Here is a 25781-nt window from a genome sequence, read left to right as displayed (position 1 = left end):
TCTGTTAGACATCACCTTTAAAATAAAGCTCCTTAATCATGTACTTCGACCAGTACTTCATTAAACCCGCTTTCGCTACATTGACATCTCTTTTAAGAACTTATTCGGCTCATAACCTCACGGTTGCCTTTATATATCTTCGGGGTTTGGTTTCAGCCGGTCTTCTTTGTCCAGCCTTCAGTTTTCGTCCGTTTCAATCTTTTTTGTTGGCCTTTTGCGACATCCGCCGCTTCAGCTTTTTTACCCTTCCTTATCGTTGGGAGTGCAAAGGTAGGAATCTTTTTTTAACTTCCAAATAAAATAATTTTTATTTTTTCGTTCTTCTTTTTTCCTCTCTTCACTATTTCAATACGCTAACTTTCGTTAACCTCCCGTTCCTTCCGAAGCGGGCTGCAAAGGTAACAATATTTTCGCTATCTGCAAGCTTTATTTTAAAATAAATCCTGCTTCCCTTTCTCTATTGCCAGCTTTTCAGTTTATTGCCCTCTCCTTCCGAGCGGGTTGCAAAGGTAGAAAAAATTAATACCCACGCAAAGGGTTTCGGCTATTTTATGGACAGGATTACGCTAACCCTATGGTTTACAGATAGAAATAATATTCATGGGTATAAAACAATTGGGGATTCGGGCTGTTATACGGGGATTTTTAGGCGCAGGCCAACCGTTTTTTCACCATTAAGCAGTTAAGGAAATTAAGGGTTGAGAGGGGTTTTTTATTTTTCTGCGACTGGATGGGGTGTTTTGCACCGGCTGTGCCACCTAAACCCCTGCCTGCAGCAGGCAGGTGATAGAACGTAAAGCCCGGAGCGAGGTACGAGTGAGGACTTGAAGGAATAGCGGGACTACCAAAACCAACGAAGCACAGGAACTTGCTTTGCTGATAATATATAAACTACATTATATATAGATACTATACAAACTACCAATAATGCCCCTCTACACGGTTAATGCCATCTATATAGTATATGTTAAAAATTGTTAACTGTATATTTGTACTGAATTGCTTTGCATAGCTTAGCGCCGAATTGTTTTTATTGATGTTATCGTATTATTAATTATCTTTGCAGAATGTTTAAAGTTAAACACTTAATTATTTTAGTATTTGTTGCCGCTTTGGGTGTGGCGGGTTGTAAAAGTCGTTTCGAGAAATTGAGGGCGAGTAACGACGTAGCTAAAAAATACCAGGAGGCGCTTCGTTTGTATAATAAAAGGGATTACAGCAAGGCATTGGTGCTTTTCGAAGACCTTTCTCAGAAATACCGTGGCCGTGCAGAAGCTGAAGACCTGAACTATTATTATGCATACACTTTATACAGATTAAGTGATTATACTACGGCCAGATACCAGTTTAAAAGCTTTGCAGATACCTATCCAGCGAGTAAAAATGCTGAAGAAGCGAGATACATGGGTGCTTATTGCTACTATTTAGAATCGCCAAATTTCTCATTAGACCAGGAAAATACTTATAAAGCGATTGATGCTTTACAGCTTTTTATTAACTTATACCCTACCAGCGACCGTGCAGCGGCAGCAGGTAAGTATATTGCTACTTTAAGGGGCAAACTGGAAGATAAGGCTTTTGAAAATGCTAAAATGTATTTAACCACGGGCCCTAGTAATATTGATAACTACAGAGCTGCAGTTATTGCTTTAAAAAATGCACAAAGAGATTATCCGGATATTAAATATGCGGAAGAAATGGATTTCTTAATGATTAAAGCACAATATTTATACGCTAAAAACAGTTTGGTTTACCGTCAGGAAGATCGTTATAATGAAGCACTTGCTTTATATACCGAATTTACTGAAAACCACCCTGAAAGCCAATACACCAAAGATGCCAAACAACTGAAAGACGATGTTGAAGCAGGCATTCTGGCTACTAAACAAGAAATTGCCCTGTATAACAGCGAACAGGAAAAGTACAAAAAAATGCTGATCAGAGCTGGTAAATTGAAAGATACCGCTGCTGCTACAAATAAAACGGATATTAAAAACAAGTAATACATGAATACTAACAAACCTGCTGTACCAAACACTACAGTTACCAGAAACGTACACGATTTAGATAGAACTACAGATAACTTATACGAATCTTTAGTTGTAATTGCTAAAAGGGCAAATCAGATTTCGAACAACGTTAAAGAGGAGTTACACGGTAAATTAGCAGAATTTGCATCGAGCAACGATAATTTGGAAGAAATTTTCGAAAACCGCGAGCAAATTGAAATCAGCAAGCACTACGAGCGTATGCCTAAGCCTGTTTTAGTTGCTATTGATGAATTTTTGAACGATAAAATTTATCACAGAAACCCTGCTAAAGAACAAAAATAAAGCATTGCGCATAGCGTTTGGAGCAAAGCGTTTTTTATAACATTACGCTCTATGCTCTATGCCTCATGCATAAACGCTATGCTAAAACATAAAAATATAATCCTTGGCGTTTGCGGCAGCATCGCAGCTTATAAATCGGCTTTTTTGGTTCGGTTGCTTGTAAAAGCTGGTGCAAACGTAAAGGTTATTCTTACCCCTGATGGTGCTAATTTCATTACACCACTTACCCTTGCTACGCTTTCTAAAAACCCGGTTTATACGCAATATTTCGAAGAAGAAACAGGCGTATGGAGCAACCACGTAGAATTGGGTTTATGGGCAGATCTCATCATTATTGCACCCATTAGCGCCAATACCCTGGCTAAACTGGCTACAGGCATTTGCGACAATCTGCTTACTGCTGTTTACCTTTCGGCAAAATGCCCTGTTTATGTTGCGCCGGCCATGGATTTAGACATGTGGAAACACGAAAGCACACAGGCTAACATTGCAAAAATTAACAGCTACGGCAATACCGTAATAGCCCCCGGCAGCGGCGAGCTGGCCAGTGGTTTATATGGCGAAGGCCGAATGGCAGAACCTGAAGAAATTATTTCGTTTCTGGACGAGGCCATTAAAAAATCGATGCCCCTTTATGGTAAAAAGGTAATGGTAACGGCTGGCCCTACTTATGAGGCAATAGATCCGGTACGTTTTATCGGCAACCACTCATCAGGTAAAATGGGTTTTGCTTTGGCAGACGAATTGGCCAGACTGGGAGCTGATGTGACTTTGATAGCCGGGCCAACGGCTCAAAAATGTGATCAGAATGTTATCAGAAAAGATGTGGTAAGCGCACAACAAATGTTTGAGGCTTGCTCCTCGGTTTTCCCTGAAACGGATATTACCGTGATGTGTGCTGCCGTGGCCGATTATCGCCCGAAAACCGTTGCCACAAACAAAATCAAAAAACAGGATAGCAATCTGGTACTCGAACTCGAAAAAACGGTCGACATTTTAGCAAACTTGGGTCAGGCGAAAAAGGCTAACCAGATTTTGGTTGGTTTTGCTTTAGAAACCAATGATGAAGAGAATTATGCTAAAGGTAAGCTGGAAAAGAAAAACCTCGATCTGGTAATTTTAAATTCTTTAAACGATAAGGGTGCAGGTTTTAAATCAGATACCAATAAAATTACTATTTTTAACAGGGCTTTAGAACGTACGGTATTTGAAATGAAATCGAAAACCGATGTAGCCAAAGATATTTGCTCAGCTATTTTAAAAATTGTAAAATGATAAACAGGATTTTTTGGATATTGGTATTGTTAACCGGCTTTGGTAAACTACAGGCGCAGGAGTTAAATGCGCGTGTAACCGTATTGGCGCCTCAGGTGTCGAACATTAGCCGGCCAACACTCGATGCACTTCAAAAAACCATACGCGATTTTTTAAACAACAACAAATTCAGCAACGAAAGCTACAAAGCCCAGGAGCGTATCGAATGTAGTTTCGTAATCACCATCAACTCCTGGGATGGAGGATCCGGCTATACAGCTGAAGCCCAGATTCAGAGCAGCCGACCGGTTTTTAACAGTTCGTACAACAGCACTTTGCTGAACATGAGCGACAAAAATTTCGATTTCAATTACCTGGATGGTTCTACCATCGATTTTTCTGACCAGAATTATATTTCGAATATCAGCGCACTCCTCACCTACTATGCCTATACCATTATTGGCATGGATAAAGATAGTTTTAGCAAAATGGGTGGCACACCTTTCTATAAAAAAGCGCAAAATATCATTAATCTGGCACAGGCCTCGGGCAATACGGGCTGGAAAGCCGCCGATGGTTTACGCAACCGTTTTTGGTTTAACGAGAATGTACTGAATCCGATTTTTAGCGAGCTGCGCAGCTTTATTTACAGCTACCATTTAAGTGGATTAGATCAGCTAACCGATAACGATAAGGGCCTAACCCAAATTGTAGCTGCACTACCTGCCCTGCAACAAATGGATAAACAGAAATTGGGCTCCATTTTCCCGAATGTTTATTTTGCCTCAAAAGCCGAAGAAGTAACCAATGTACTGGCCAAACTTAATGTACAGGAACGTTTAAAAGCCTACAACATGCTGGCCGAAATCGATCCGGCAAATATTGGTAAGTATGAAGGCCTGAAGAAAAACTAATTCAATGGTTAACTGGTAAATTGTTTAAATCGGTTAACTGTTCGGTAGCATATTCATTAACTAACCTTTTACTGAACAGATCTCACGGTTAACCAATTAACCAGTTTAAACAATTAACCGCTTTATACAGTTTGCAGTTACTAATGACTAATGAACCACTGAACAAGTTTAGACTTTGAAGTGGCAGACAGTTAACCGATTAACCAGTTCAAACGATTAACCTTTTTCGCCAGATGCAACTTTCTCTTCTCTCCTGCGTCTTATACCCAACAAACAATTAACCCTTTATTGGACTCCAGATTACAGTTAACCGGTTAATCAGTTTAAGCAATTAACCAATAAGTTAAATTTTTGTTAAAACATTTTGATATTACGAATATCTTCGTACATTTGATTACGAAATAATTCGTACAACCTGTAACATATGGCGAATAACAACATCAAACCAACAGAAGGCGAAATGGAAATCCTCCAGGTGCTTTGGCAAAAGGGGAATGCAACGGTAAGAGAGGTGCATGAGGCGTTGAACAAAAAAGACTCTGGCTATACCACTACCCTGAAGCTAATGCAGATTATGCACGAAAAAGGAATGGTAGAAAGAGATACTAACCAAAAAACACACATTTATAAAGCATTGGCCAGCAGAGATAAAACCGAAAAGCAATTGGTTAACAAAATGATCGATAATGTATTTAACGGATCGGCAGCACGACTGGTAATGCAAGCTTTGGGTAACCACAGTGCAAGTGCAGATGAGATTGATGAAATTAAAAAATATTTAGACAGCCTTAAATAAGGCCAAAAGTTGAGGGTTGAAAGGTGTAGGGTTTAGATCCCTAATTTGAAATGATTACCCGGGTTTAACCCGTTAAAAAATTAAAACCACCATTATGGAAACTTTATTACAACAATTCATCAAAGCATTTGGCTGGAGCATTTTAAACTCCTTGTGGCAAAGTGCTGTTATTTACGGTGTGTTATTTATCGTAATGCTTAGTTTACCTAAGCTGGCCGCAAAGCACAAACATAACCTTGCCTTTAGTGCCATTATTCTAATGTTTATTGGTTTTGGCTATAATTTTATCAGTCAGATGATGCTGAGTACCAATAATCAGGCACCTGCTATTACCCCGCAAAATATTCAGGTTTATCAATACTTTAATAATCTGCCGCCCAGCTTTAGCAGCAAGGCCGAACAGTATTTCCCGGTAGTGGTAGCTTTCTACATTATTGGTATCTTATTACAGCTGTTTGTAATTATTAAAGGCTACAACCAACTGGGAAAACTGAAAAAAGACAGTTTAAGTGCGATCCCTGAAAGCTGGAAAGCCATTTTCAGCCAGGTAACTACGCAGCTTAAAATTAAAAAGAGCATTCAGTTCCACTTGTCGGCAATTGTTAATGTACCCTTAGTTATTGGTTACTTAAAACCGGTAGTATTGTTTCCTCTGGCATTGGTAAATCAATTGGATAACGATCAGGTAGAAGCCATCCTTATCCACGAACTATCGCACATCAGGAGAAATGATTTTCTGTTAAACCTGATTAAAACAGCCATAGAAACCTTGCTTTTCTACAATCCATTTGTTTGGATGGCAGGCCGTTTTATCCACATCGAACGCGAACATGCCTGCGATGACCTGGTACTTAAAATTACCGGAAAACCATTAAACTATGCCCATGCCCTGCTTAAGCTCGAATTGCTTAAAGACAAAAACAGTCCGGCTTATGCGCTGGCTGCAACAGGCAAAACCCAAAATTTATATCAACGTATTAAAAGAATAACCAACATGAAAACGAATTATTTAAATGCCAAACAACAAATGGCAGCCCTAACGCTTGGTATAGCCTGCCTGTTTTCTATAGCCTGGATCAATCCAACAGAGAAGAAAAAAGAAACTAAAAAAACAACCAAACAGGAAATGGTGAGGTTTGTTGCTTCAACTCCAACTTTTAATCCTACTGCCTGCACCGATACCACCAAGAAACGCAAAATCAAAATTGTAACCATCGATGCAAACGGCAAAAAAACTGAATACAATTCGGTAAAGGAAATGCCAGATAGCATCCGCAAAGATTTTTACAGGGATGAACTTTTTGCAGGTAAAAACGCATTCAGGATCCAGATGGATAGCGGATTTAAATTTAAAGATTCATTATTCAGGGTTAAAATTGATCGGGAGTTTAATTCGCCTGAAGCACAGGCTAAATGGAAAAAATTTGGAGACGACATAGCCAAACAATATAACTCACCAGAAGCGCAAGCCAAATGGAAAAAGTTTGGAGATGATATTGCCAAACAATACAACTCGCCGGAAGCACAAGCTAAATGGAAAAAATTCGGAGAGGACATGCAAAAGAAAATGAACTCGCCGGAAGCGCAGGCTAAATGGAAAAAAATGGCTGAAGACATGTCTAAACAATTCAGCTCGCCAGAAGCGCAGGCCAAATGGAAAAAATTTGGAGAAGATATTGCAGCTAAAGTAAATACACCTGAATTCAGGGCGCAGATTGAAAATATTAAATTAAATGGCGATTTAGCAAGACTATCAGCTATCCGTGCTGATTCTTTAGGCCATCAATTCAGAGATACCTATTTTTTAAAATTAGATAACAGCAACAATAAGGTAAGACAAACCGAAGAGTACAAAAAGTTAAGAGAAAAATTTGATAAAGAGGTAAAAGAGCTGCAAGAGAAGATTGAGAAAAAAGAAAAAGTTGAGCGTGGAAACAAAGGTACCCAGGTAGTACCGGCAGTTATGCTTTACAACAACAAAAACTTTACCAGCCCTGTTAAAGCATTAAATGCACAAAACGCACTGGTAACCTATAAAGACAAAGACTTTAAAGTTGCTGATCAGCTGGCCTTAAAAACTTTTATCAAAACCGATAATATCAATCTGTTGGATAATAATAACATCAGTATTGTAGTTAAATAAAAGAAGCTAAACCACACAAATTAATTTGAGCAGCGAAGAGAATATTCTTCGCTGTTTTTGTTTTGCATCTACCTGTTGAAATAACTTTTTAGTATTTTCGCAAAGCTATGCTTCAAAAACTTTCTATTCGTAATTACGCATTAATTGATAGCCTGGATATCGAATTCGATAAAGGCTTAAATATTATCACAGGTGAAACTGGTGCTGGTAAATCCATCATACTTGGTGCATTATCGCTTATTCTCGGTCAGCGGGCAGAAAGCAAGTACTTTTTTAACCAGGATAAAAAATGTGTTATTGAAGGCAGTTTTAACCTGGCCGACGAAAATCTGAAAGAGCTTTTTGAAGAAAACGACCTCGACTTTTACAAAGAAAGTCTGTTGCGCCGCGAAATTTCTATTGATGGAAAATCGCGTTCGTTTATAAACGATACCCCTGTTAATTTATCGATACTGAAACAGATTGGCGAAAAACTGATCGATATCCATTCGCAGCATGCCACACAGGAAATTAATGATACCGATTTCCAGTTATTGATTGTTGATTCGCTGGCCAGCCATGAGGTACTTCTAGCCGACTACCGCAGCGGGTTTAAAAAACTGAAGCAAGACAATAACCTGTTAAAAAAATTGGTGAGCGAAGCAAGCGAAGCCAGAAACAGACAGGATTACGAGCAATTTTTGTTTAACGAGCTGGAGCAAGCTAAATTACAGGAAGGCGAACAGGAAGAACTGGAACAGGAACTGGAGCGCTTAACACATGCCGAAACCATTAAAAGGGCATTGCTTACTGCCTCGGGTTTAATTAACGAAAGCGAACCTTCGGCACTGCAAATTTTAAAAGAAGCATCGTTACAGCTGCAGGGGATAGAAAAATTCGATCCCGCTGTTAACGTACTTTACGAACGCCTGCGCTCGTCGATTATAGAAATTAAAGATATTACCGACGAGATTGCAACCATTGAAGAAAATACCCTGCATAGTGCCGATCGTTTGGAAATCGTAAACCAAAGACTCGATTTATTTTACTCGCTGCAACAGAAACACCGTGTAGCCAATAATACCGAGCTTCTGGCTCTTCAAAAACAACTGGAAGATAACCTGAATCAGCTTTTATCTTCTGATGAGCATATTGAAAAACTTCAAAAAGAAATTGCTCAACTGCAACAAGAACTACACAAAAAAGCCACGCTGTTAAGCACCAATCGAAAAAAAGCGATCAAACAGGTTGAAGAACAAACCAGCCTTACCCTGAAAAAAGTAGGCATGCTTAACGCCAGGTTATTTTTAGACCAGAAAGTTGTAGCCGACCTGAATAAAGATGGTTTAGACGAAATTAACTTATTATTTACGGCCAATGCCGGTCAGGCACCTGCACCGGTAAGTAAGGTAGCTTCGGGTGGTGAATTATCGCGCTTAATGCTGGCCATTAAAGCTTTGTTGGCTCAACATACTTCGCTCCCAACCATTATTTTCGATGAGATTGACACCGGTATCTCAGGTGAAACAGCCTTGAAAGTTGGTGAAGTAATTGCCGGTTTGGGCAAAAACATGCAGGTAATTTCGATTACCCACCTGCCGCAGATTGCTGCCAAAGGCGAATCGCATTATTTCGTACATAAACACGAGGATAGTGGAAAAACTACCACAGGAATTCGTAAATTGAAGCAGGAGGAACGTATTGGTATTATCGCCGAAATGTTAAGCGGTAAAAACCCAGGTGCATCGGCTGTAGAAAACGCAAAGGAATTGTTGGCGTAATGTATTTGTGCTGTCAGATGTTACCATCTGACAGATAGAAATTTTGAGTGCCCCAATACTGCATCATAGCTGACACCACAAAAAAATTTTCATTAAGCATTATTAAAACTAAATAATTAGTTTATATTTAATCGATGAAATCATTATTAATCTTATTCTCTCTGGTTATTGCCGGTACCCTATGTCCCGCGCAAAACTATACCCTTACCGGTGTGGTGAAAGATAAGCGTGGAGAAGCTCTACCTGGTGCTGGAGTATATGTAAGTGGTTATAAAATTGCCGTCTCTTCTGACAATAACGGGGCTTATAAACTAAGCTTAAAACCCGGAAATTACGATATCCTGGTACAGCTAATCGGTTATAAAGCGCTGAACAAAAATGTGGTTATTGCCGATAAAGATGTAAAACTTGATCTGGTTCTGGAAGAAAGCGTTACCCAACTTGATGAAGTAACCATCAAACCTGACCCTAACAGGGCCTATTATATTGCCTTATTCAAAGATTTTTTTGTCGGCACCACGCCTAACGCTGCGCAGTGTAAACTCATTAACCCCAATGTGCTTATTATCGATTACGATCAGGACAATGCTTTCCTGACCGTTAAAAGCAATCAGTTTCTCATCATCGAAAACAAAGCGCTGGGCTACCGCATCAAATACCTGATTAATAATTTCGAATATAGCCGCAAAACCAATATTGTTTATTATCAGGGTTTTCCTACTTACGAAGATTTAAAAGGTTCTAAACGCAAAAAAGCAGCCTGGGATAAAATGCGTTTAACTGCCTATCTCGGTTCTCCGCAGCACTTTTTCAAATCATTATTCAATAAAAGAGTTACCGAAGAAGGCTTTATCATTAACAAATTAAAAAGCGTTCCCAACAGTAACCGGCCTAAAGATAGCCTGATTAATGCCAGCATCAGGCGTTTTACACAGGCACAAACTTTTACGGGTAACATCCACCTCACCGTTGGCGATTCGCTAAATTACTGGATGAGGAAGAAAAACCTGCCTAAAGAAGTTTCGGTACTGAGCAAAGCTCCGGTATTACAGGATACATTAGCCCGCCCGACAAGCGAGCAGGCCATTCAGGAAATTAATTTTACCGATAAACTTTATGTGGTTTATACCAAAGAACCTGAGGATGCAGCATTTACGGGCAGACTTAGTTTTTCGATCAGCAGGCCACCCGAGTACTTTGGGCATCAGATCTCAACCATTACTTTACAGCAACCACCGGTTTATTTTTACGAAAACGGCGGCATATACAACCCACGATCGATGCTTTTTTCAGGCTATTGGGCCTGGGAAAAAATTGCAGATAGCGTACCCATGGATTATTTACCCCCAAAACCGTAAAAAAATCGTAGCTAAGTGTTAAAATCGTTAAAAATATTTTAGCTTTTTAATAAATATTAAGCCTTTTGGTTACATTCGTCTCCATGATTAAAAGCCTTTTAGCGTCGCTAATTTTCCTGATCTGGGGCGCTAACGCTATTGCTCAAAACACCTTTTCCATCAGTGGAATAGTACGCGATCAGAAAGATGGCTTACCGGGTGCAAGCATTTATTTAAGCGGATATAAAATTGCCACTGTGGCCGATAACGATGGGCGTTTCAAACTAACGAATCTAAAACCGGGCAGTTACGATTTACTGGTTCAGATTGTAGGCTATCTCCCCTACTCTAAAAGCGTAATCATATCTGATAAATCGGTACAGGTTGAGCTGGTTTTAAAAGAAAATGTTGCCCAGCTGGATGAAGTAACCGTTAGGGCCGATCCCAACAGACAAAAATACATTAACCAGTTTAAAGAATTTTTTATCGGCAAAACGCCCAATGCCCTGCAATGCAAAATTCTTAATCCTCAGGTTTTAAATGTTGATTTCGATATAACTAAAAGTACCTTAACCGTTTCTACAACTGAGTTTCTGGTGGTTGAAAATAAGGCTTTGGGCTACCGCCTGAAATATATGCTCGATCGTTTTGAATATAACTCACGCACGCATATTATTTATTATTCTGGTCACCCATTTTTCGAAGAACTCAAAGCATCAGCATCAAAAAAGAAGAAATACATTGCAGCACGAGAAGTGGCCTACTATGGCTCATCACAACATTTCTTCCGTTCGTTGTATGCCAACAAGGCCCAGGAGGAAGGTTTTATCATCAACAAAATGATCAAAGTACCTAATCCAAACCGTTATCCGGAATATGTAATTAATACTAATCTCGAGAAAATAAAAGCGGTGCCTGAGAAAACAGGGATCAGGCAAACCAAAGGCAAAGTAGATACAGCCCTGCTCGCGTTCTGGACCAAGCAAAAAGAAATGCCGCGTACCATTGATAGATTTTCGCGGGCTGATGTACTTACCGATACTTTGGTACATTACTACAACCAAAACCTCAAATATTTGAGTTATACCGATGCCTTATTGATTCAATACACCAAAGAGAAAGAGTCGCTGGCTTATTCTAAAACCGGTTTCTGGATTTTCAGGCCTTTAGATGTACCCGAAAATGAAATCTCTGTTGCCAATTTAACCGGCGAAGGTGTTCGCTTTTATGAAAATGGCGGCATTTACGATTCCAGATCGCTGCTTTATGAAGGTTACTGGGCTTACGAAAAAGTAGCCGATATGGTACCGATGGATTATATTCCGCTCCCTAAAAAGTAAAATCACCAGGTTTATTGTGGAAAAGTAGCATTCACTAAAATTTAAAATTGCTAATATTTTTAGTAATTTTATACTATGACTAGTGGAGATGAAAAACAGTATTTTAAGGGCCGGGGCGCTCAGGTTAACCCGCACAATCGCTTTTTGAAAGATGTTTACGTAAAAGAACACGACGAAGGGATAGATGACTGGGAAGAAAGCGACCGCAAAACTTCGTTTATTTTTGAGCATTCCAAAACCATTGTCAATAAGGTTGATAGTCCGGATGTAGGCATGGCTTATTCCTTAAATCCTTACCAAGGCTGCGAACATGGTTGCACTTATTGTTATGCCCGTAATTCGCATCAATACTGGGGTTATAGTGCAGGTATTGAATTTGAGCGAAAAATTATTGTGAAACAGGATGCTCCTGCCCTATTTAAAAAATTTTTAGAGAAAAAAGGATGGGACGCTACTACCATTTCCCTTTCGGGCAATACTGATTGCTACCAGCCTGCTGAAAGAAAATTTAAGTTAACCCGGCAGCTGCTCGAAATTGCCCTGGCTTATAAACAGCCTATTGGTATGATTACCAAAAATTCGTTAATCCTGCGGGATAAAGATATTTTACAGGAAATGGCCAAGCTCAATCTTTGCATGGTTTATGTTTCTATTAACAGTTTAAATGAAGATTTGAGGCAGGTGATGGAGCCGCGTACCGCAACGGCTAAGCAACGTTTAAGAGTAGTTGAAGAATTGAGCAAAGCCGGCATCCCGATGGGCGTGATGGTAGCACCGCTTGTACCCGGTTTAAGTGATCATGAAATCCCCAAAATATTAAAAGCCATTGCCAATGCCGGTGCCATAAAAGCGGGTTATACCGTTGTACGCCTAAACGGAGCCATTGGACAGATATTTGAAGACTGGCTGCGCAAAAATTTCCCCGACCGTTTTGATAAAGTCTGGCACATGATCCAGAGCTGCCATGGTGGCCAGGTAAATGACAGCCGCTTTGGTGACCGCATGCGTGGAGATGGCAACATTTCGCAAATGATAAGAGATAATTTCAGGCTGCATTGCCGTTTAAATGGCCTAAACGTAAAGGATATTATTTTAGACCACAGCCTGTTTAAAATCCCAAGTGATCAGATCAGTTTGTTTTAACCAATAATATGTGTTGGCCCGGAAATGTTTTCCGGACTGCAGGGATTGTGGATTTGCAATCCACTGGGATATAACTTAGTTTTAGCACCATGAATATTGCATTGGTAACCTACCTTGATAAAGGCGCTTATGATAGTGCTACTGTTGAAAACGAAGATGATAAGCTCTTGAATTTCTTAAAAGAGAAAGGCCTGAACATTGAAAAAATGATTTGGAACGATCCGAATGCGAACTGGAAAAGCTATGATTTGGCTATTTTAAAATCGCCATGGGATTATTTCGATTTGATTAATGATTTTTATCAATGGCTTAATCAATTGGAAAATTTAAAGGTTAGGCTACTTAATCCAATTGAAACTGTAAAATGGAATTCCAATAAACTTTACCTGCAGGAAATTGAAGCAGCGGGCTTGAAAATCACCCCCAGTACTTTCATCCGCAAACAGGAAAGTGTTAATCTGAACGAGTTTTTCGGAAAATATGGAGTAGATAAACTGATTGTAAAACCCTCCGTAAGTGGCGGTGCTAAAAATACATTTAAGGTTACAGCTGATAATGTGGCTGAAGTAAACCAGAAGCTAAACAACCTGCTGCAGGAAGAAGATTTTATTGTGCAACCTTTTTTACCCGAGATCCTCGAAAATGGAGAATGGTCTTTTATCTTCTTTAACGGCGCATACAGTCATGCTTTGGTTAAGCAGGCAAAACCAGGCGATTTTAGGGTTCAGCCCGCACACGGCGGCTCAGTACATCCGCAAAACCCTGGCGAAGAGCAGATTGCCACGGCACAGCAATATATAGATTCATTTGCCAAAAACTGCCTGTATGCACGGGTTGATGGTACTTTTGTAAACGGCGAGTTTTTACTGATGGAACTTGAACTTATTGAACCGTTTTTATTCCTGAATACGGATCCACAAAATTATGAGCGCTATTATCAGGCTTTAAAAGAACTGCTGCTATAGCCCGTGTTGTCAGGTATTGCTACCTGACAATTGGTTTGAATCAATAAATTATATATCTGACTTCACCGCGATGATACTCGTATTTTATTTTGCACCAAAAACCTGTGTCCAGTAGTTATCGGCGCGGGCAGCGCCCATTTCTTTAAAAGATGCTGTCATGATATTTTTGCAGTGGCTTTCGCTTGCCATCCAATCATTAAAAACCTGCAGCTCGGTAGTTTGTCCGGTAGCAATATTCTCCCCTACAGTTGTCCAGTTGTAGCCTGATGCGGTAACCCTCGTACCAACTGTTTCGCCATTTGCAGAGGTATGTACCATGCTTTTGATCGATGCCATGTATTTACTTTGATAAATCGCAGCTGAGGCCAGGTTAGCATTCCAGGTTAAGGCTGCTACAGGTGGCATTTTAGTGCTGCCACAATTGCATCCTGCCAAACGGATATCGTTAACCAGCTTTAAAAGCACATCGTTATTGATATTTGTAGTAGTAGAAGCTTCTATTTTTAAGGTTGTAGGGGTCTCAGGCGAGGTAGAATCGGTTCCTTTTTTACAAGACAAAAACGCACAGCATAGCGCTACGCACATTAATTTGGGGACGATAGATTTCATGACTATAGTTTGTTCATCGAAAGATACTATGTTTTTTATAAAAAGAACTATTCCGGAATCATTTTCATACTCCTTACACAGCTAACTACAACTGTATTGAAACAAAAAACTCCCGGTTTTTGACCGGGAGTTTTTTAATTATTTAGCTGAAGAATCTTCTTCGGCTGATTGCTCTTTCTTCTTTTCGCCTTTTTTGTGATTTACCGAAATTACATCTGTTGTTTTATCGTAATCGATTTCCAACACATCGCCTTCAGTTAATTCACCTTTAAGGATTTCTTCGGCAATCGGATCTTCCAGGTATTTCTGGATGGCCCTCTTTAACGGACGGGCACCGAAGTTACTGTCGAAACCTTTTTCGGCAATATATTCTTTTGCGTTTTCAGTTAAGGCAATATCATAACCCAAAGTATGTACGCGACCGAATAATGCTTTTAATTCGATATCGATAATTTTGAAGATTTCTTCTTTACCTAAGCTGTTAAATACAACTACATCATCTACACGGTTTAAGAACTCTGGTGCAAAAGCACGTTTTAAAGCACTCTCAATCACACCGCGGCTATGCGCTTCTGCCTGGTTGTTTTTAGCTGAAGTAGAGAAACCAACACCTTGTCCAAAATCTTTCAATTGGCGTGCACCAATATTCGATGTCATGATGATGATCGTATTTCTAAAATCAACTTTACGGCCTAAACTGTCAGTTAACTGTCCTTCGTCTAATACCTGCAATAAGATATTAAATACATCTGGGTGCGCTTTCTCAATCTCATCCAATAAGATTACCGCATAAGGTTTTCTTCTAACTTTTTCAGTTAACTGTCCACCTTCTTCGTAACCTACATATCCCGGAGGCGCTCCTACCAAACGTGATACCGCAAATTTCTCCATGTACTCACTCATGTCGATTTGAATCAAAGCATCATCGCTATCAAACATGAAACGAGCCAATTCTTTTGCCAATTCTGTTTTACCTACACCGGTTGGACCTAAGAAAATGAACGAACCAATTGGTTTTTTAGGATCTTTTAATCCAGCTCTTGTACGTTGGATGGCTTTGGTTAATTTCTTAATCGCATCATCCTGACCGATAATTTTCTCAGCCACTTTATCGTACATGTTCAACAATTTCTGGCTATCAGTTTGTCCAACACGTTGCACCGGAATACCAGTCATCATGGCTACCACCTCGGCTACGTTATCTTCCGATACTTCGTAACGTTTGGTTTTGGTTTCAGCTTCCCACTCTGCTTTGGCTTTATCTAATTCTTCAATTAAATTTTTCTCAGTATCGCGGAGTTTTGCAGCTTCTTCATATTTCTGGCTACGTACAACCTTGTTTTTCTCCAGTTTGATATCTTCAATTTTCGCTTCGATATCGATAATGTTCTGTGGAACATGGATATTGGTTAAGTGTACCCTTGATCCTGCTTCATCTAAAGCATCAATGGCTTTATCTGGCAAGAAACGGTCAGAAATGTAACGTGAGGTTAATGTAACGCAAGCCTCAATTGCTTCCTGGGTATACGTTACGCCATGGTGCTCTTCGTACTTATCTTTAATGCGGCTTAAAATCTCGATGGTTTCATCAGGAGTAGCAGGCTCAACCATCACTTTTTGGAAACGACGGTCTAAAGCGCCATCTTTCTCAATGTACTGACGGTACTCATCTAAAGTAGTGGCACCAATACATTGAATTTCGCCCCTGGCCAAAGCCGGTTTGAACATGTTTGAGGCATCAAGCGAACCAGATGCACCTCCAGCGCCAACAATGGTATGAATCTCATCAATAAACAGAATTACATCTGTAGATTTTTCAAGCTCGTTCATTACCGCTTTCATACGCTCTTCGAACTGACCACGATATTTTGTACCAGCTACCAATGAAGCTAAATCTAAGGTAACTACACGTTTGCCAAAAAGCACACGCGAAACTTTACGTTGTACAATTCGTAAGGCCAGGCCTTCTGCAATTGCAGATTTACCAACTCCCGGCTCACCAATTAAAATCGGGTTGTTCTTTTTCCTGCGGGATAAAATTTGCGATACACGCTCAATTTCTTTCTCGCGGCCAACAATCGGGTCTAAACGGCCCTCTTCTGCAGCCTTGGTTAAATCGCGACCGAAATTATCCAAAACAGGCGTTTTAGATTTGATATCCGAAACTTTTTTAGGTGTACTAAAGCTTTCTTCTTCGCGATAATCGTCGTCGCCACCTGTAGAGGCACTGTTCGAAATATCGTCTCTGAAGCCGTTCTTATTTACTTCTACCTCTTGTTTAAAAACATCGTAAGTAACGCCGTACTGCAATAAGATTTGTGAGGCGATGTTATCATCATCTCTCAAAACCGACAACAATAAATGTTCGGTGCCAATTAAATCGCTTTTAAATATTTTAGCTTCTAAGTAAGTAATCTTTAAAACTTTTTCGGCCTGTTTCGTCAACGGAATATTGCCTAAGTTTACTGTAACACTCGATGTACCGCGAACGGCATCTTCAATTGAGCGGCGCAATTTACCAGTATCAACTCCTAACGATCGTAAAATTTTTATTGCCATGCCATCGCCTTCGCGGATGAGGCCTAATAATAAATGCTCGGTTCCGATGTAATCGTGCCCTAAGCGGAGCGCTTCCTCCCTACTAAAAGAGATTACATCTTTAACCTGTGGTGAAAATTTTGCTTCCATAATACCTTTCTTAACAGCTACGTCCCTAAACTATAAAATAAATTATAAAAAGAGTAGGTGCTGTTTTCTTTATTTTATCAACAATTGCGCCATCCGGGTGGATAAAGAGGCCTATACACGCCTGAAAGCCCTAAAATTAATGTAAGAATGTCGTCGTGATAAATATTATTTTATTTCTATTTATCTACGTATTAAGTGTTACAAAGGTTTTAAAGGGATTTTTGCCAAAAACATCCGCTTAAAATAATTTTATTGTCGGTTTATTGTAAGTATTTCCCAACACTTAAAAACTGACAAATTGTATCTATTTATATAGGCAATTTACAAGTTTTGACAGAAAAATAAAAGGAACATGCCATCATTTAACATTTTATTGAGACAAAAGTCAACAATCTAATCACTCCTCTAAAACACCTATCTAAACTACTATACGGAATTAACATAAAATTGGTTGTTTTTGTTTAGGGGAAATACAGCAGAATCCTGCATTGATTTTTAAAAAAAGCAAAGCCAGCAATACGGAAACAAACGTTTGCGTATATATTAATTCACAATAGCAGTCATTAGAATCTGTCAAACCTGTAAAAAGAGTTTAAAGCCCGCATATTATCTATACTACACTTCATTTCGGGCAAACGTTTGCGCTGTATTAGGCATTTGAAGTTAATTTCTAAGGTAATAGTTTAGTAATAACCGGGTAAATAAAACAGCAGATATGAATATGAAAGTAACCTTTGCTCCTCCTTAAGCGCATCCAGTGCTCCAAAAACAAAAAACAACAAACTTAAAACTCGTCTAACCTAAAAAACATGAAGAAATTAATTTTAATAATTTCCCTTATGGCCTGTGCTTTTTTATTAAAGGCACAAAACCGCGCCATTACTGGTACTGTAACTGACAGTAAAAAACTTCCACTGCCGGGCATCACGGTAACCGTACTTGGCACTAAAACTGCCACACAAACTGATGCAAACGGAAAATATACCATTAATGCAGAAAATGAAAGTACCCTTGAGTTTAAGGCATTGGGTTTTAGTTCCCAAACCATTAAAGTTGGGACAAATACTACGCTAAACATTTCACTGACAGATGAAACTACAAATCTTGATGCTGTAACAGTTGTAGGCTACACTACAAAAAAGAAATCAGAAATTTCGAGTGCGGTTACTACCGTAAGTGGCGCTCAGCTTAACGATGTAACCTCAGTAAATCTGGGAAACCTGTTACAGGGTAAAGCACCTGGCGTTGTGGCAAGCTCAGCTTCTGGTGATCCGACAGCAGGCTCAACAGTCGTTGTACGTGGTGTTGGCACCATCAACGCAGGTATTGGGCCACTCGTTGTAGTTGACGGAAATATTGGCGGTACCTACAACCCTGCTGATGTGGACAACATTACCATATTAAGAGATGCTGCCGCTACAGGTTTATATGGATCGCGTGCTGCAAACGGTGTAATTATTGTAACCACTAAGAAAGGCAAAGCAGGAGAAACCCGCTTTAGTTTAAACTCAGCCGTGGGTTTTGCTAAGGCTACAACTGGTAATTTCCAATTGATGGATGCTCAGCAGCTCTACGATTATCAGAAAACATTTTTCACCACTCCTCCCGCCCCTTCATTAGTAAATACCAATACCAATTGGTGGGATGAGGCTTTTAGAACTGCCATGGTAAATAACCATACTTTAACTGCCTCTGGCGGAAGCGAAAAAAGTCAATTTTATATCTCTGGCAATTATTTTAAAGAAGAAGGTACACTCATCAATAATGATAAAACCCAATATAGCTTGAGAGCCAACCTTACCTCACAGCTGACTAAAAAATTAAAATTAAATGCATTGTTAAGTGGTATTGTAATTAATGATAATATTAACCCGGAAAGTGCAGTTTACCAGGCCTACCTGAATATGCCTTACGATCCTGCATATAATGCTGATGGTAGCCCAACCGATCCGAGAAATATACCGTCATGGAAAGGCAGAGACCGGTCAAACTTTTTACAGAGTTTACAGTACAACTATTCGAGGGCCAGAAGTTTCACCAGCACTGGCGACATTAACCTGGATTATGACCTGCTTAAAAACTTAACCATTTCGAGTTATAACAGGGCTACAATAGCAAGTGGCCGCTCTAACAATTATTATGACAGAAGAAGCCAAAGCGGAGCTACCAACTTAGGCACAGCATCTTTAAGCAATACTTTTGCTACCACCTTACTGTCATCAAACAGGATTAAGTACTCGGTAAACATTGGCCAGCATAATTTTAGCATTTTGGGTGTTGCAGAAATTGAAAGTTATAAATACGATGTAAACGGGATCACAGCAAAAGGGCTTCCTGCCGGAATGGATGCCATTAACACCGCTACAGATATTACCAACAAACCAACCGGCAGCTATGATGGTTACAAAAACATAAAATATTTAGCACAGGCCGATTATAGCTACCAGAGCAAGTATTACCTGGTTGCATCTGTTGTAAATGAATATGCTTCGCGTTTTGGGAAAAACAATCCTGCTGCCACTTTTTATCAGTTCGGAACCTCCTGGATTTTATCGAATGAAAGCTTTTTAAAAGACAATAAAACGATTTCCTTTTTAAAACTTAGGGCAAGTGCCGGTACTACCGGGAATCAGGGCGGTATCGATTATTACCAATCGTTTGGTCTATATAATTTAAATGCGGCAGCTTCGTACAATGGCCAAACAGGCGCTTTCCCAACACAGATAGCTAACCCTGATTTAACCTGGGAGAAATCAAGGACTTATAACCTCGGACTAGACTTTAGCTTGTTTAAGCGCATAGACGTTACTATTGATGCCTATGACAAGCGCAATTCGGATTTGCTGTTTGCAGTACCACTGCCTTCAACCGTAGGTTATGCGAATATCAGAAGAAATATAGGCGCAATCAGAAACCGAGGTATAGAGTTTACCATCAACTCCAAGAACATTCAGCTAAAAGATTTTAACTGGGAAACCAACTTTAACATGTCGTTCAACCGGAACAAAGTGATGGAACTTAATCAAGGCTTGCTGGTTGTAAATACCAGTACGCAGCCAATTGCCCTGGGCCATGATATGGATGAATGGTACATGCAAAAATGGGCTGGGGTTAATCCGGCTGATGGCAAGCCACTGTGGGAAAAACTAGACGACCCGACTGGGGTAACCAGTACCTACAACCAGGCTACGAGGCAATATACCGGTAAATCTTCGGCGCCTAAATTTAGTGGTGGATTAACCAATACACTGAATTATAAAAACTTCACCCTTTCTGCCTTCTTAAATTTTGTTTACGGCAACTGGGTGTATAACGATAGCCGTTTCTATTTCGATAATGATGGCGTTTATGAAAGCTATAACCAGCAGGTACTTCCTAAAGGATCGGTAAGGTGGACCACGCCAGGTCAAACAGATGCAACACATCCGCAGGCTAAGTTTGGAGGCAACCTGCAATCGCACCAAACTTCAACCCGTTTCTTAGAGAATGGCAGTTACTTAAGATTAAGAAACGTAACGGTGGGCTACAATTTACCAGCAAACTGGCTTAAAAAAGCTTCAATAAATGCGGCACGCCTTTATGTAAGTGGCGATAACTTATTTACTGCAACTAAATTTTCGGGTGTAGATCCCGAGGTAGATCTTACCGGAGGTATATCATCTTTCAGGTATCCTACAAGCAGGAGATTTGTATTTGGCGTTAATTTAACTTTCTAAACTAAAATGAAATTCGAAATGAAAATCTATCACAACCACATTATAAAAATAGCCATCGCAACAGCTGTTATTTTTTCAGCATCTTCCTGCCGGAAAAACTTCTTCCCTTCGGATAGGGTTGAAGATAGTGGCTTATTGAATACCATTGAAGGGATGCGTACTGCAACTTTAGGGAATTATGCAACCTTAAAAGGCTTAAACTACGAGAATAACTATCATTGGCTGGCAGAACTTCCTTCTGATGAAGTGGCACAGGGCCAAAACTCATCGAGCGATGTAACCAATTTATACAAATACACGCATTTGGTAAATTCGGCCAATGCAACGGCATACTTCCAACAAGCCTATTATATTGCCGCAGCAGCAAATAAAATTATCAGGCTTATTCCGGATAATGCCTCTGCCGATCAGCTACAGGTGAAGGGCGAAAACCTGTTTCTAAGGGCTATGCTACACTTTAATTTAGTACGCATGTTTGGAAGGCCATACGCACAAACCCCAACAACCAATCCAGGGGTACCTATTTTAAGCGAAAACCTAACCGAATCGGAAGCTGCTACCGTTAAAAGAAGTACAGTTGCCCAGGTATACGATTTTGTGCTGGCCGATCTCTTAAAGGCTGCACAGTTTATGACGGTTGAAAAGAGCAATAGCTTTGCAACCAAAATGGCAGCCTATGCGCTGTTGTCAAGGGTTTATCTCTACATGGATAACAATGCCAAAGCAATAGAATATGCCGATCTGGTAATCAATTCTAATAAGTACCAGCTGTTGCAAAACACGCAGTACCAAAATTATTTCAGGGTAGATCCTGAGACCAACCGCGAAAGTATTTTTGCCATAAAGCACACCAAAACCGAAAATTACGATTATTCTGCTGTAGGTTCGTTGTATTACAGTGGCGATGCCAACGGAAATGCGCTGGGTCAGGGTGAGAGCGGATGGGGAGAAATATATGCTTCTGCCAAGTATTATAATTTTCTAAACAAATTCCCTCAGGATAAGCGCAAAAGTTTTATTTCTCCGTATGTAGTAGGTGGCACACAGCAACTTAATGGCAAACTTACACCACCAGCTCCCATTTACTATGTAAATAAAAACAACTTACAGGAAGGTGTAATTAACCTAACTTCGCCAGTTTACCTTCGTTTGGCCGAACAATATTTAAACCGGGCAGAAGCTAATGCCAAACTAAACAAGGCACAATTAGCGCTTGATGATGTGAATGTAATTAGAACACGTGCAGGCATACCTGTTTATACACTAATTGATGTTACCCCTACGCATACCATTTTAGATATTGTACTGGAAGAAAGATGGCTGGAACTGGCCTTTGAAGGGCATCGGGCATATGATCTGTTCAGGAACAACCGTCCGGTAGTAAGAGATTATCCCGGAACACATTCTACAATTAATGGTTCAGTTAATCAAACCATCAATCCGACTGATGCCCGGGTAATTTATTTTATACCACAAACGGAAAGAGATAAAAACCCAAACTTATCTCAAAACCCTTAATCTCAAAAAATGAAAAGCCTTTCAATCCTGAAAGGCTTTTCATTTTACTAACGTTTACGGTATCTACTAAAAATTAATCCGTGCATTAAAAGTAGCACATTTTCCAAGCCGCAAAGGCTACATCTTATATTATGAAAATAGGCTGATAATTAAATTAAAACTGAATTAGAGCACCCTGTTTAAACGCCATTATTCCTTTGGATAGCGCACTGTAATTTCCTGCTGCTGAAATGGAATGTTAATATTATGGGCTTTAAAAGCCTCGTTAATGGCAACAATTAAATCGCTTTTTGTGGCCAGTGCCTGACCAATGTGCCTGCTCCAGAAATAAACCTTTATATCTATGGCACTGCTGGCAAATTGTTCGAATTGCACTACCGGGCCAGGGTTTTTGGCTATCCGGTCTTCATTACCCAATACCTCCATTAAAACCCGTCTGGCTTTTTCAAGATCGGTTTCATAGGCAACCCCAACCACGATTGATAACCGTTTACGGTTGCCACCCAGCGACCAGTTAATGAGGTGTGCATTGAGTAAATCGCCGTTGGGCATTACCACATCCGCGCCATCCCAGGTAGAGATAACACTACTCCTGAAACCTATCGATTTCATGGTCCCCCCCTGCCCGTCAACATCTACAATATCGCCTACGTTTACCGGTTTTTCGAAAGCAATAATTAAACCGCTTACCAGATTATTTACCAATGTTTGCAAACCAAAACCAATACCTACACCCAATGCTCCCAATATAATCGTAATCCTATCGACCGGAATGCCTGCAGCCGCAATGGCCAAAAACAAACCTATTGCCAAAATGGCAATGCGCACCAAAAGTAACCAACTGCCAATGCCATAACGTTTCTGATCGTCTTTATGCTCCAGGTGTTTATCGGTAGCGAAGAACGAAACTACTTTCGATACAATCATTGAAATCACAATAATGACAATGAACAGTAAAACGGTATTGATGCTAAAAGTGTAATCGCCAATGGTCCTGTCAGCACTAAAAAACTCCTTTAAAGGTTTCGAAAAATAGTTATAGGCTGGAAAATTGCGTCCGAACAATACTAACCAACCTGCAACCAGCAAACCATAAAATAATAGCGGCGCCCGTTTACCAACTTTAGAAAAATTAAGGTAAAACAGTTTTTTATCCTGCCCCGAGTAAATATTGAAAGCCAGAAACAATCCTTCGTTAATGAGCCTTACCGTCCAAAGGAACAGAATGGCTACCACTACATTTAAATAGCCGCTGATAAATAGTGTTTTGGCCATGTTATACCTGCCCAGTATGTTGGCCAGCATCGAAAATACCTCCAGCAATACCATAAAGCCTATCGAATATACGATCCACTTCTCTCTCAAGGTATCCCTTTTGCCTTTCAACAAAGTAAATAAACCAAAAACTACCCCAGCCGCTGAAATGATCAGAATGAGCCATCTTTCGGTTCTCGATGCCTGTAACACCAGGTTATCGACCGCAGCAAGCATAAAAAGTATCACCATGAAAGTCCATACCCGCATCCAATACTTATTGATAAACTTGCTGAAAATAATACTTAGTGATACACAGGATATGAGCCAGAAGATGACATTAAGTACAAAGGGTGGCGACCTGAAAATGAACTGAAATATACTGATTATGATGAGCAGGGCAGATAAAAAAGGATACCTGATTACCAGCTGTCCTTCCATATCTGGCCGCAACAGGTTTGATTCGGTATAAATCCCCTTAAGCGATTTAAGATAAGTGTAAGATAAAAACACCAATAGCAACAGGGTAAACAGCTTGCCGTAGTTATTTTCGGCGTAAAAACCCAAAGTCATGCCACCTTTTACCCAGGAGTGTGACAATATTTCGCCAAAAGGCCTGTAATGTCCTTCGGGATCCAACAGACTACCAAATTCTTTTTTAAAACTGTTATCCGCCATCGCTTCCTGGTAGGCAGCAATTTCATCTAAATGGTTCTGCAACTTAAACACCGTCACGTTTACCTGTGCCAAAAGGCTTTGGATATTGGTATTGGCAATTTTCAGCATGCTATCAACCGGTTTAATTTCGTAAGCTACCAATACCACCTTTTGCAGGTATTTGGTTAGCGAAACGGAATCCTGCGGAAACTTAAAAAGTGCGGGTTCGCCCGACAAAGAATCGAGCTGATAGCGAAAATTATTCAGCTGTTGCTGGTTGGCATCCAGATTGATTTTACGGGTATTGGCCTTATTGAGTAATTCGGTTAATATTTTAGCTGTTGCTGTAAGGTTGCGAAAAGTTTGCGCAGTACCTTTATTGATAAAAACTCCATCACTTGCGCGGGTAAAGTCTTCATCAATTTCTTTGAGTTCGGTTTTTATCCCCGGGGTATCCAAACCATTGTTCAGGTAATTCTTAGCCTTTTGTATCGCTTTGCGCACCTGTTCAAATATCCTGATCTGATCGATAACAGCCTTATCGGCCTCCAGCTCTGCTTTGCTTTTTTTGGCTGAACTTTTGGCAAAATCCTGCATCCGATCTACAAAGCTCTGCTTAAGGCTGTCAGATAAATCCCCTTTTTTCAAACTATCGGTATTTTGCGCCCTACCCCAGTTAAAAGTGCACATTAACAACAGCAAAAGAAACAGATTTTTGATTTTCATGGACAGTAGAATTAAATCAATAATACAAAAAACCTCCAGAACTATCAACCATAACACCTGTTATCAGGCATGCTATTGTTATCACCACCTCTATTCTCCAATACCCGAAGCTGCCGTTTAATCCACATTTTAAATCCATGCGAGTTAAGTAAAATAAGAATGGACTTTGCGAGTATACTAAAGACATTAAGTTTTTTGACAAACGTGATTTAAAGAGGTATGATTAAAATATTTTAAAAAACTTCAAATTAAAAAATTTCCATGGCAGCAATAAGAGACCTATGCCTATCAAACAATAAACAACCCGCTGTTTATATAAATATAACAATCCTGGGAGATAGTAGTAATCATACTTTTTATTATAAAACAATTGTACAGTATCGCCAACAGCATAATTAATACATCTTTTTGCAGGGAGCTCAATTGAATACCTTCTACCACTTTTAATGATCTTAATTGAAGATGTTGATTGGGAAGCAAAGCTACACCGAACCTGAGAAATAACCTCCTTACTTTTTGAGCTTTCAGCTTCCAAGATATGATTCTGGCGATATTTAAAAACTGAATGGATAAGAAACAATATTATTAGGAATAAAAAGAATAGCTGATTTTTATAAACTAAATTGTA

16 protein-coding genes are annotated in these 25781 nt (G+C 39.8%); 13 read left to right on the top strand and 3 right to left on the bottom strand.

Annotated elements, in window-relative coordinates; translation table 11 throughout:
- Nucleotides 1-1067 precede the first annotated feature (1067 nt).
- The 11 genes from OC25_RS15200 (at nt 1068) to OC25_RS15150 (ending at nt 13985) form a co-directional block, all read left to right on the top strand.
- Nucleotides 1068-2003: an outer membrane protein assembly factor BamD gene (locus OC25_RS15200; RefSeq protein WP_039477603.1), complete on the top strand. Its 936-nt coding sequence runs from the start codon at nt 1068-1070 to the stop codon at nt 2001-2003.
- A gap of 3 nt (nt 2004-2006) precedes the next feature.
- Complete coding sequence (locus OC25_RS15195) at nt 2007-2333, top strand: DNA-directed RNA polymerase subunit omega (RefSeq protein WP_039477601.1); 327 nt, start codon at nt 2007-2009, stop codon at nt 2331-2333.
- Nucleotides 2334-2411: 78 nt separating this feature from the next.
- Nucleotides 2412-3608, top strand: a complete 1197-nt coding sequence (coaBC, locus tag OC25_RS15190; protein ID WP_039477600.1) for a bifunctional phosphopantothenoylcysteine decarboxylase/phosphopantothenate--cysteine ligase CoaBC — start codon at nt 2412-2414, stop codon at nt 3606-3608.
- The gene (gene porD / locus OC25_RS15185; protein ID WP_039477598.1) at nt 3605-4501 is read left to right on the top strand and encodes a type IX secretion system protein PorD; all 897 of its coding nucleotides are present in this window, start codon (nt 3605-3607) and stop codon (nt 4499-4501) included. Before coaBC ends, porD begins: the two co-directional genes overlap by 4 nt.
- 424 nt (nt 4502-4925) lie before the next feature.
- Entirely contained in the window at nt 4926-5297 is a 372-nt protein-coding gene (locus OC25_RS15180) for a BlaI/MecI/CopY family transcriptional regulator (protein WP_039477597.1), read from the top strand.
- 94 nt (nt 5298-5391) lie between these two features.
- Nucleotides 5392-7440 (top strand): M56 family metallopeptidase, encoded by a 2049-nt coding sequence (locus tag OC25_RS15175; RefSeq protein ID WP_052266236.1) that lies wholly within the window; start codon nt 5392-5394, stop codon nt 7438-7440.
- 107 nt (nt 7441-7547) lie between these two features.
- Complete coding sequence (gene recN, locus OC25_RS15170) at nt 7548-9200, top strand: DNA repair protein RecN (protein ID WP_039477596.1); 1653 nt, start codon at nt 7548-7550, stop codon at nt 9198-9200.
- Nucleotides 9201-9334: 134 nt separating this feature from the next.
- Nucleotides 9335-10558 carry a carboxypeptidase-like regulatory domain-containing protein gene (locus OC25_RS15165; RefSeq protein ID WP_039477593.1) on the top strand — a complete coding sequence of 408 codons (1224 nt, stop codon included), beginning with the start codon at nt 9335-9337 and terminating at the stop codon, nt 10556-10558.
- A gap of 83 nt (nt 10559-10641) precedes the next feature.
- Complete coding sequence (locus tag OC25_RS15160) at nt 10642-11877, top strand: carboxypeptidase-like regulatory domain-containing protein (RefSeq protein WP_039477592.1); 1236 nt, start codon at nt 10642-10644, stop codon at nt 11875-11877.
- 75 nt (nt 11878-11952) lie between these two features.
- Nucleotides 11953-13020 (top strand): PA0069 family radical SAM protein, encoded by a 1068-nt coding sequence (locus OC25_RS15155; RefSeq protein WP_039477590.1) that lies wholly within the window; start codon nt 11953-11955, stop codon nt 13018-13020.
- A gap of 89 nt (nt 13021-13109) precedes the next feature.
- Nucleotides 13110-13985 (top strand): ATP-grasp domain-containing protein, encoded by an 876-nt coding sequence (locus OC25_RS15150; protein ID WP_039477589.1) that lies wholly within the window; start codon nt 13110-13112, stop codon nt 13983-13985.
- Between the two features lie 84 nt (nt 13986-14069).
- On the opposite strand, the gene OC25_RS15145 is transcribed toward OC25_RS15150, so the two are convergent.
- Complete coding sequence (locus tag OC25_RS15145; RefSeq protein WP_082018611.1) at nt 14070-14594, bottom strand: CAP domain-containing protein; 525 nt, start codon at nt 14592-14594, stop codon at nt 14070-14072.
- A gap of 138 nt (nt 14595-14732) precedes the next feature.
- On the bottom strand, nt 14733-17282 hold the full coding sequence (locus OC25_RS15140; protein ID WP_039477587.1) for an ATP-dependent Clp protease ATP-binding subunit: 2550 nt from the start codon (nt 17280-17282) through the stop codon (nt 14733-14735).
- An 809-nt stretch (nt 17283-18091) separates the two neighbouring features.
- Between OC25_RS15140 and OC25_RS15135 the strand changes: the two genes are divergently transcribed.
- Nucleotides 18092-20998 (top strand): SusC/RagA family TonB-linked outer membrane protein, encoded by a 2907-nt coding sequence (locus OC25_RS15135; RefSeq protein ID WP_039477585.1) that lies wholly within the window; start codon nt 18092-18094, stop codon nt 20996-20998.
- Between the two features lie 18 nt (nt 20999-21016).
- Nucleotides 21017-22516, top strand: coding sequence for a RagB/SusD family nutrient uptake outer membrane protein (locus OC25_RS15130; RefSeq protein WP_039477657.1), 1500 nt, complete (start codon nt 21017-21019; stop codon nt 22514-22516).
- 189 nt (nt 22517-22705) lie between these two features.
- Here OC25_RS15130 and OC25_RS15125 read toward each other — a convergent pair whose 3' ends face one another.
- On the bottom strand, nt 22706-25153 hold the full coding sequence (locus OC25_RS15125; protein WP_039477583.1) for a mechanosensitive ion channel family protein: 2448 nt from the start codon (nt 25151-25153) through the stop codon (nt 22706-22708).
- Between the last annotated feature and the right edge of the window lie 628 nt (nt 25154-25781).

Source organism: Pedobacter kyungheensis (genome assembly GCF_000812965.1).
Classification (GTDB): Bacteria; Bacteroidota; Bacteroidia; order Sphingobacteriales; family Sphingobacteriaceae; genus Pedobacter; species Pedobacter kyungheensis.
This window is presented reverse-complemented; position numbering and strand designations above follow the sequence as displayed.

Coding starts and splice junctions, on each gene's coding strand:
- OC25_RS15200 (WP_039477603.1), top strand. CDS start 1,068: ATGTTTAAAGTTAAACACTTAATTATTTTAGTATTTGTTGCCGCTTTG.
- OC25_RS15195 (WP_039477601.1), top strand. CDS start 2,007: ATGAATACTAACAAACCTGCTGTACCAAACACTACAGTTACCAGAAAC.
- coaBC (WP_039477600.1), top strand. CDS start 2,412: ATGCTAAAACATAAAAATATAATCCTTGGCGTTTGCGGCAGCATCGCA.
- porD (WP_039477598.1), top strand. CDS start 3,605: ATGATAAACAGGATTTTTTGGATATTGGTATTGTTAACCGGCTTTGGT.
- OC25_RS15180 (WP_039477597.1), top strand. CDS start 4,926: ATGGCGAATAACAACATCAAACCAACAGAAGGCGAAATGGAAATCCTC.
- OC25_RS15175 (WP_052266236.1), top strand. CDS start 5,392: ATGGAAACTTTATTACAACAATTCATCAAAGCATTTGGCTGGAGCATT.
- recN (WP_039477596.1), top strand. CDS start 7,548: ATGCTTCAAAAACTTTCTATTCGTAATTACGCATTAATTGATAGCCTG.
- OC25_RS15165 (WP_039477593.1), top strand. CDS start 9,335: ATGAAATCATTATTAATCTTATTCTCTCTGGTTATTGCCGGTACCCTA.
- OC25_RS15160 (WP_039477592.1), top strand. CDS start 10,642: ATGATTAAAAGCCTTTTAGCGTCGCTAATTTTCCTGATCTGGGGCGCT.
- OC25_RS15155 (WP_039477590.1), top strand. CDS start 11,953: ATGACTAGTGGAGATGAAAAACAGTATTTTAAGGGCCGGGGCGCTCAG.
- OC25_RS15150 (WP_039477589.1), top strand. CDS start 13,110: ATGAATATTGCATTGGTAACCTACCTTGATAAAGGCGCTTATGATAGT.
- OC25_RS15145 (WP_082018611.1), bottom strand. CDS start 14,594: ATGAAATCTATCGTCCCCAAATTAATGTGCGTAGCGCTATGCTGTGCG.
- OC25_RS15140 (WP_039477587.1), bottom strand. CDS start 17,282: ATGGAAGCAAAATTTTCACCACAGGTTAAAGATGTAATCTCTTTTAGT.
- OC25_RS15135 (WP_039477585.1), top strand. CDS start 18,092: ATGAAGAAATTAATTTTAATAATTTCCCTTATGGCCTGTGCTTTTTTA.
- OC25_RS15130 (WP_039477657.1), top strand. CDS start 21,017: ATGAAAATCTATCACAACCACATTATAAAAATAGCCATCGCAACAGCT.
- OC25_RS15125 (WP_039477583.1), bottom strand. CDS start 25,153: ATGAAAATCAAAAATCTGTTTCTTTTGCTGTTGTTAATGTGCACTTTT.